7 protein-coding genes and 1 pseudogene are annotated in these 8,061 nt (G+C 44.9%); all 8 read left to right on the top strand.

Features of this window, described 5'->3' with window-relative positions:
• Positions 1-78: pseudogene (locus AACR75_RS00810) on the top strand (hypothetical protein); the annotation flags it as partial.
• Between the two features lie 253 nt (positions 79-331).
• Positions 332-712: a preprotein translocase subunit SecE gene (secE, locus tag AACR75_RS00805; RefSeq protein ID WP_047688362.1), complete on the top strand. Its 381-nt coding sequence runs from the start codon at positions 332-334 to the stop codon at positions 710-712.
• 12 nt (positions 713-724) lie between these two features.
• Positions 725-1,273 (top strand): transcription termination/antitermination protein NusG, encoded by a 549-nt coding sequence (gene nusG, locus AACR75_RS00800; protein ID WP_013857954.1) that lies wholly within the window; start codon positions 725-727, stop codon positions 1,271-1,273.
• A 133-nt stretch (positions 1,274-1,406) separates the two neighbouring features.
• Positions 1,407-1,835 (top strand): 50S ribosomal protein L11, encoded by a 429-nt coding sequence (gene rplK / locus AACR75_RS00795; protein WP_010318965.1) that lies wholly within the window; start codon positions 1,407-1,409, stop codon positions 1,833-1,835.
• 4 nt (positions 1,836-1,839) lie between these two features.
• A complete protein-coding gene (gene rplA / locus AACR75_RS00790) occupies positions 1,840-2,541 on the top strand; it encodes a 50S ribosomal protein L1 (RefSeq protein ID WP_013857952.1) in 702 nt (233 codons plus the stop codon).
• Between the two features lie 288 nt (positions 2,542-2,829).
• The gene (gene rplJ, locus AACR75_RS00785) at positions 2,830-3,318 is read left to right on the top strand and encodes a 50S ribosomal protein L10 (protein ID WP_026027617.1); all 489 of its coding nucleotides are present in this window, start codon (positions 2,830-2,832) and stop codon (positions 3,316-3,318) included.
• A 60-nt stretch (positions 3,319-3,378) separates the two neighbouring features.
• Positions 3,379-3,744, top strand: a complete 366-nt coding sequence (gene rplL / locus AACR75_RS00780; RefSeq protein WP_010318962.1) for a 50S ribosomal protein L7/L12 — start codon at positions 3,379-3,381, stop codon at positions 3,742-3,744.
• Positions 3,745-3,996: 252 nt separating this feature from the next.
• Complete coding sequence (rpoB, locus tag AACR75_RS00775; protein ID WP_010318961.1) at positions 3,997-8,025, top strand: DNA-directed RNA polymerase subunit beta; 4,029 nt, start codon at positions 3,997-3,999, stop codon at positions 8,023-8,025.
• Positions 8,026-8,061: the final 36 nt, after the last annotated feature.

Below are 8,061 nucleotides of genomic sequence, written 5' to 3'. Positions count from 1 at the left end.
GATGAAGGTCTACGTTTCGCGATCCGTGAAGGTGGTCGTACAGTAGGTGCTGGTGTTGTTGCTAAAGTTATCGCTTAATTGCTGATTTAGCCGTTTAAATACGAATAGTATTTGACTAACGACTACCAAAAAGGGCATCATTTGATGCCCTTTTTCTGCACTAAATTTGGCCGTTGTCGATTTGTTGGTCGATAAAGCCAGTGCAAAGGATTTAAGATAGAGACATTTCTATCTTGATGAGTATGTATAGGTAGCTTTACCTGTGCTATGGATTTGCCCTGCAACAGCGGGGTTGTTGTCGTCTATGTTAAGACTTGTAACAGGTTGGTTTATGAAAGCAAACAATGCTGAAATTCCTGATAGCTCAAGTGCAGCAGACACATTTAAGTGGATTGTCACTTTTGCTCTGTTAGCTGCCGCTGTTGTGGGTAATTACCTGTATGGTGAAATGTCTGTAGTGCTTCGCGCTGCAGGTGTGGTTGCGCTGATTATTGTAGCACTCGGTGTTGCTGCGACAACCACAAAAGGAAAAGCGGCGATTGCGTTTGCGCGTGAATCTCGTATGGAAGTTCGCAAAGTGGTATGGCCGACACGTCAAGAAACCATGCAAACAACATTAATCGTTTTAGCTGTAAGTATCGTAATGGCTCTAGCACTTTGGGGCATCGACGGCATTATGGTTCGTCTTGTCGCTTTCGTGACTGGGGTATAGAGGGTTTAATACATGAGTGAAGCTCCTAAAAAACGCTGGTATGTAGTTCAAGCCTTCTCTGGATTTGAAGGTCGCGTAGCGCAATCGCTGCGTGAGCATATCAAGATGCACGCAATGGAAGAATTCTTCGGTGAAGTTCTTGTTCCAACCGAAGAAGTTGTTGAAATGCGTGCAGGTCAACGCCGTAAAAGTGAGCGCAAGTTCTTCCCAGGCTATGTATTGGTACAGATGCTCATGAATGATGAGTCCTGGCACTTAGTTCGTAGTGTTCCTCGTGTAATGGGTTTCATTGGTGGAACCTCCGATCGTCCTGCACCTATCACTGACAAAGAAGCCGATGCGATTCTTAATCGTCTAGAGAAAGCGAGCGAAGCTCCGCGTCCTAAGACGATGTTTGAAGCAGGTGAAGTGGTTCGTGTTAATGAAGGTCCATTTGCTGATTTCAACGGCACCGTTGAAGAAGTGGATTACGAGAAGAGCCGCATTAAAGTGTCAGTATCTATCTTTGGTCGTGCAACTCCTGTTGAACTTGAGTTTGGCCAAGTCGATAAGCTTGATTAAAAAAACACCTTTTAGGGTTGTTAAGGGCATGAAATGTGATTATAATTTCGCGCCTTATTTACACGTCTTTATGACAAAGTAACCGGGGAGCTGATCAGCTGATTGGCGTTTGTACCCACATTTAGGAAATATCATGGCTAAGAAAGTTGAAGCTTATATCAAGTTGCAAGTTGCATCTGGTATGGCGAACCCAAGTCCACCAGTTGGTCCTGCACTAGGTCAACGTGGCGTTAACATCATGGAATTCTGTAAAGCGTTCAACGCAAGAACAGAATCAATGGAGAAAGGCTTGCCTACTCCAGTTGTTATCACTGTATACAGCGACCGTTCTTTCACGTTCGTAACTAAGACTGCTCCAGCGGCTGTTCTTCTGAAGAAAGCTGCAGGCATCAAGTCTGGTTCAGGCCGTCCAAACACTGAAAAAGTGGGCACGGTTACTGATGCTCAAATCCAAGAAATTGCAGAAGCGAAAGCGGCTGATATGACTGGTGCTGACATTGAAGCGATGAAACGTTCTATTGCGGGTACTGCTCGTTCAATGGGCTTAGTGGTAGAGGGTTAATATCATGGCAAAACTAACTAAGCGTATGCGCACTATCCGTGAGAAAGTTGACGCAACTAAAGAATACGAAATCAACGAAGCTGTAGCTCTTCTTAAAGAACTTGCAACGGCTAAATTCGTTGAGTCTGTAGACGTTGCTGTGAACCTTGGCATTGATGCTCGTAAATCTGACCAAAACGTACGTGGTGCAACTGTTCTGCCACACGGTACTGGTCGTGAAGTACGTGTTGCAGTGTTCACTCAAGGTGCAAACGCTGAAGCGGCTAAAGCTGCTGGTGCAGATTTAGTGGGTATGGAAGATCTAGCTGAGCTAGTGAAGAAAGGCGAAATGAACTTTGACGTTGTTGTTGCTTCTCCAGATGCAATGCGCGTTGTAGGTCAACTAGGTACCATTCTTGGTCCTCGCGGTCTAATGCCAAACCCTAAAGTTGGTACTGTAACTCCTAACGTTGCTGAAGCGGTTAAGAACGCTAAAGCAGGTCAGGTTCGTTACCGTAACGACAAAAACGGCATCATCCACACAACTATCGGTAAAGTTTCTTTCGAAACTAACCAACTTCAAGAGAACTTAGAAGCTCTTCTAGTTGCACTTAAGAAAGCGAAACCTTCTTCTGCTAAGGGTACTTACCTGAAGAAAGTAAGCATTTCTACTACGATGGGTGCGGGTGTTGCTGTTGATCAGAACACGCTAAACGCTCAAGCGTAATAATACATTTGATTAGGTGTGGAATTTGTGTATAATTCTGCGCCTAATATTTGTGGTTGGGGCTGATTTTAGTTCTTAGAACTATGACCCAGTCTCCGTCCAAGACCGTAGGCGTTATTTGTCTGTTTGATAAATGACTTAATCGTACCTACGTAGATGGTGCCCGAACTGACAGAAAGCATAATTTATTTTTTGAATAGATAAACTTTCTTCTGGGACTGCACCGAAATAACTCTCACTGTTGTGATAATAGTGAGTGGTGTAACGACAACCAGGAGTAAATCCAAGATGGCTTTAAACCTTCAAGACAAACAAGCAATTGTTGCTGAAGTCAACGAAGCGGCCAGTGGTGCACTTTCTGCAGTTGTTGCTGACTCTCGTGGCGTTCAAGTAGGCGCGATGACTTCTCTACGTAAACAAGCTCGTGAAGCGGGTGTTTATATGAGAGTTGTTCGTAATACTCTAGCACGTCGCGCAGTGGAAGGCACAGCTTACGAATGTCTACAAGACGTATTCGTAGGTCCTACTTTGATCGCATTCTCTAACGAGCATCCAGGTGCTGCAGCGCGTCTTTTTAAAGACTTCGCTAGAGAGAACAAGCACTTTGAAATCAAAGCAGCTGCATTTGAAGGCGCATTAACTGACGCAGAACTACTAGCGACACTACCAACTTACGACGAAGCAATCGCACGCCTAATGATGTGCATGAAAGAAGCTTCTGCTGGCAAGTTGGTACGTACTATCGCTGCTGTCCGCGATCAAAAAGAAGCTGCGTAATTCGCATTGCTTTTTATTGTTTGCTAAATAAACTTATTGTTGACTTAAAAGAGAATTGTTATGTCTATTACTAACGAGCAAATCCTAGATGCAGTTGCAGAAATGTCTGTAATGCAAGTTGTTGAACTTATCTCTGCTATGGAAGAGAAGTTCGGTGTTTCTGCTGCAGCTGCAGTAGTTGCAGGCGGCCCAGCAGCAGCAGCTGTTGAAGAGCAAACTGAATTCGACGTAATCCTAACTGCTGCTGGCGCAAACAAAGTATCTGTAATCAAAGCAGTACGTGGCGCAACTGGCCTAGGTCTTAAAGAAGCTAAAGCTCTAGTTGACGGCGCTCCAGCTGCAATTAAAGAAGCAGTTTCTCAAGCAGAAGCTGACGCACTTAAGAAAGAGCTAGAAGAAGCTGGTGCGACTGTTGAAGTTAAGTAATTATTACTTAATTTCTTAGCCGCAAGGCTAATGGCTGGTGGTTTATTGACCACCGGCCTTTTTGCGCTGTAGGGTATGGGTGAATTTTCCCGCTGTTTAGACGCTTATACTCGTGCAAAAGCACACAAACTATCATTTTTGAGTGATGTTGTGTTACTACAGTAAACAGCTGTTAGTCACTGTCCTATGACCCTTTATTTTTGAATAATTGGTGGGCAGTTTGGGTCACTTATCAGCGAGCTGAGGAACCCCATGGTTTACTCTTATACCGAGAAAAAGCGCATCCGTAAGGACTTTGGTACTCGTCCACAAGTGTTGGACATTCCATACCTGCTATCGATCCAGCTCGATTCGTTCGACAAGTTTATCGAACAGGATCCTGAAGGACAATACGGTCTTGAGGCTGCTTTTCGTTCTGTATTTCCTATTCAGAGCTATAACGGCAATTCTGAGCTGCAATACGTTAGCTATCGTCTTGGTGAGCCAGTTTTTGACGTTAAAGAATGTCAAATTCGTGGTGTAACTTATTCTAAGCCACTACGCGTAAAACTACGCCTAGTGATCTTTGATAAAGACGCGCCAGCAGGTACTGTAAAAGATATTAAAGAACAAGAAGTCTACATGGGTGAAATTCCACTCATGACAGACAATGGTACCTTCGTAATTAATGGTACTGAGAGGGTTATCGTATCCCAGCTGCACCGAAGCCCAGGCGTATTCTTCGACAGCGATAAGGGTAAAACTCACTCATCAGGTAAAGTTCTTTATAACGCACGTATTATCCCTTACCGTGGTTCATGGTTAGATTTTGAGTTTGATCCAAAAGATAACCTATACGTGCGTATTGACCGTCGTCGTAAACTGCCTGCATCGATCATTCTTCGTGCACTTGGTAAATCGACAGAAGAGATCTTGGATCTGTTCTTCGAAAAAGTGAAGTTTGAAGTCAAAGACCAAACTCTTCTTATGGAGTTGGTACCTGAGCGCCTGCGTGGCGAAACAGCGTCATTTGATATTGAAGCAAATGGTACCGTTTATGTCGAAAAAGGTCGTCGTGTAACGGCTCGTCATATTCGTCAACTAGAAAAAGATAACGTTGATTTTATCGAAGTACCCGTTGAGTACATCGTTGGTAAAGTCGCTTCTAAAGATTATGTCAATGAAGCAACTGGTGAAGTCATCGTTAGCGCAAACCAAGAAATTAGCTTGGAAGCATTAGCGAATCTTTCACAAGCGGGCTATAAGAAACTTGAAGTTCTATTTACGAACGATCTTGATCATGGTCCATTTGTGTCTGAGACGCTCCGCATCGACAGTACGGTTGATCGTATTTCTGCACTAGTAGAAATCTACCGCATGATGCGCCCTGGCGAGCCACCAACAAAAGAAGCAGCCGAATCGCTGTTTGAAAGCCTATTCTTCTCAGAAGAACGCTATGACCTATCAACAGTAGGCCGTATGAAGTTCAACAGCTCAATTGAGCGTGAAGATGCCGGCGAGCTTGGTACGCTTGACGAAACTGACATTATCGAAGTGATGAAGAAGTTGATCGCCATTCGTAACGGCATTGGCGAAGTGGACGATATCGACCACCTTGGCAACCGTCGTATTCGCTCTGTTGGTGAAATGGCTGAAAACCAATTCCGCGTAGGTCTTGTGCGTGTTGAACGTGCAGTGAAAGAGCGCTTAAGCCTTGGCGATCTTGATGCGATCATGCCTCAAGATTTGATCAATGCGAAGCCTATCTCTGCGGCCGTTAAAGAATTCTTCGGTTCTTCACAGCTTTCTCAGTTTATGGACCAGAACAACCCACTTTCAGAAGTGACGCACAAACGTCGTATTTCTGCATTGGGTCCTGGCGGTCTAACTCGTGAGCGTGCAGGCTTTGAGGTACGTGACGTACACGTAACTCACTACGGTCGTCTATGTCCGATCGAAACGCCAGAAGGTCCGAACATCGGTCTGATTAACTCATTGTCAGCATTTGCACGTTGTAACGAATACGGTTTCCTAGAAACTCCGTACCGTCGTGTTGTTGATGGTGTGGTGACTGATGAAGTTGATTACTTGTCAGCTATCCAAGAAGGTCAATTTGTTATCGCGCAGGCAAACGCCATTCTGACTGAAGAAGGTACGTTTGCAGATGAGCTGATCACAGCTCGTCAAAAAGGTGAATCTGGTCTTCACCCTCGTGAACATGTTGACTACATGGACGTTGCGACTAACCAGGTCGTATCAATCGCCGCTTCGCTTATCCCGTTCTTAGAACACGATGATGCGAACCGTGCATTGATGGGTGCGAACATGCAACGTCAAGCGGTTCCAACGTTACGCGCTGAGAAGCCGTTGGTTGGTACTGGTATCGAACGTAATGTAGCGGTTGACTCTGGTGTAACTGCCGTTGCCAAACGTGGCGGTATGGTGCAGTCAGTTGATGCGTCTCGTATCGTAGTTAAAGTTAATGAAGATGAACTTGTATCTGGTGAAGCGGGTATCGACATCTACAACCTAACTAAATACACACGTTCGAACCAAAACACATGTATTAACCAACGTCCTACTGTGATGCCAGGTGAACCTGTAGCTCGCGGTGATGTCCTTGCTGATGGTCCTTCAACAGACCTTGGTGAGCTAGCGCTTGGCCAAAACATGCGTATCGCATTCATGCCTTGGAATGGTTATAACTTCGAAGACTCGATCTTAGTATCTGAGCGCGTCGTTCAAGAAGACCGTTTCACGACTATCCACATCCAAGAACTTTCTTGTGTGGCTCGTGATACTAAGCTGGGCTCTGAAGAGATCACAGCGGATATTCCAAACGTAGGTGAATCGGCTCTGTCTAAACTAGACGAGTCAGGTATCGTTTACATTGGTGCTGAAGTTAAGGGTGGTGACATCCTAGTTGGTAAAGTAACGCCGAAAGGCGAAACTCAGCTAACTCCAGAAGAGAAGCTACTACGTGCAATCTTCGGTGAAAAAGCCTCTGATGTTAAAGATACGTCATTGCGTGTACCAAACTCTGTTTCAGGTACCATTATCGATGTTCAAGTTTTCACTCGCGATGGCGTAGAGAAAGACAAGCGTGCGCTTGAAATTGAACACATGCAGCTAAAAGAAGCGAAGAAAGACCTTACTGAAGAGTTCCAAATTCTTGAAGGTGGTCTACTAGCGCGTGTGAAAGCTGTACTGATCAATGGTGGCTATTCTGAAGCGAAGCTTGATGCGATTGATCGTAAGAAATGGCTAGAACAAACACTAGAAAACGACGAGCTACAATCTCAACTTGAACAGCTTGCTGAGCAGTGGGATGAGCTAAAAGCTGACTTCGATAAGAAGTTCGAAGCGAAACGTCGCAAAATCACTCAAGGTGATGATCTAGCGCCTGGCGTTCTGAAGATTGTTAAAGTTTACCTAGCGGTGAAACGTCGTATCCAGCCTGGTGATAAGATGGCAGGTCGTCACGGTAACAAGGGTGTAATCTCTAAGATCAACCCTGTTGAAGACATGCCTTACGATGAAAACGGTCAGCCAGTTGATATCGTATTAAACCCACTAGGTGTACCGTCACGTATGAACATCGGTCAGATCCTTGAAGTTCACTTAGGTCTGGCTGCAAAAGGTATTGGTGACAAGATCAACCAAATGGTTAAAGAACAACAAGAGCTGTCTAAGCAGCGTGAGTTCTTACAGAAGGTTTATGATCTTGGCGATACGCGTCAGAAAGTAGATATTGCTGCTCTGTCTGATGGTGATGTTCGTACTCTTGTGAACAACCTTCGTGGTGGTTTACCGATTGCAACTCCAGTATTTGATGGTGCGTCAGAAGCATCAATCAAAGAACTATTAAGCCTAGCCGACCTACCAACTTCTGGTCAGCTAACACTGTTTGATGGTCGTACTGGTGATGCATTCGAGCGTCCTGTAACTGTCGGTTACATGTACATGCTCAAACTGAACCACCTTGTTGATGACAAGATGCACGCTCGTTCAACAGGTTCGTACAGCCTAGTAACTCAGCAACCACTTGGTGGTAAAGCTCAGTTCGGTGGTCAGCGTTTCGGTGAGATGGAAGTGTGGGCACTAGAAGCATACGGTGCTGCATATACACTACAAGAAATGCTTACTGTTAAGTCAGATGACGTTAACGGTCGTACGAAGATGTATAAGAACATCGTTGATGGTAACCATAGCATGGAACCTGGCATGCCAGAGTCTTTCAACGTATTGCTGAAAGAGATCCGCTCGCTAGGTATCAACATCGAGCTAGAAGACGAAGAGTAATCTTGGCGGTAAACCCTCTGGATTATCCTGGTAGAA

Source organism: Vibrio sp. ZOR0018 (assembly GCF_963865925.1).
GTDB lineage: Bacteria > Pseudomonadota > Gammaproteobacteria > Enterobacterales > Vibrionaceae > Vibrio > Vibrio anguillarum.
The sequence above is the reverse complement of the archived record's forward strand: the minus strand, read 5'-3'. Positions and strand labels throughout refer to the sequence as shown.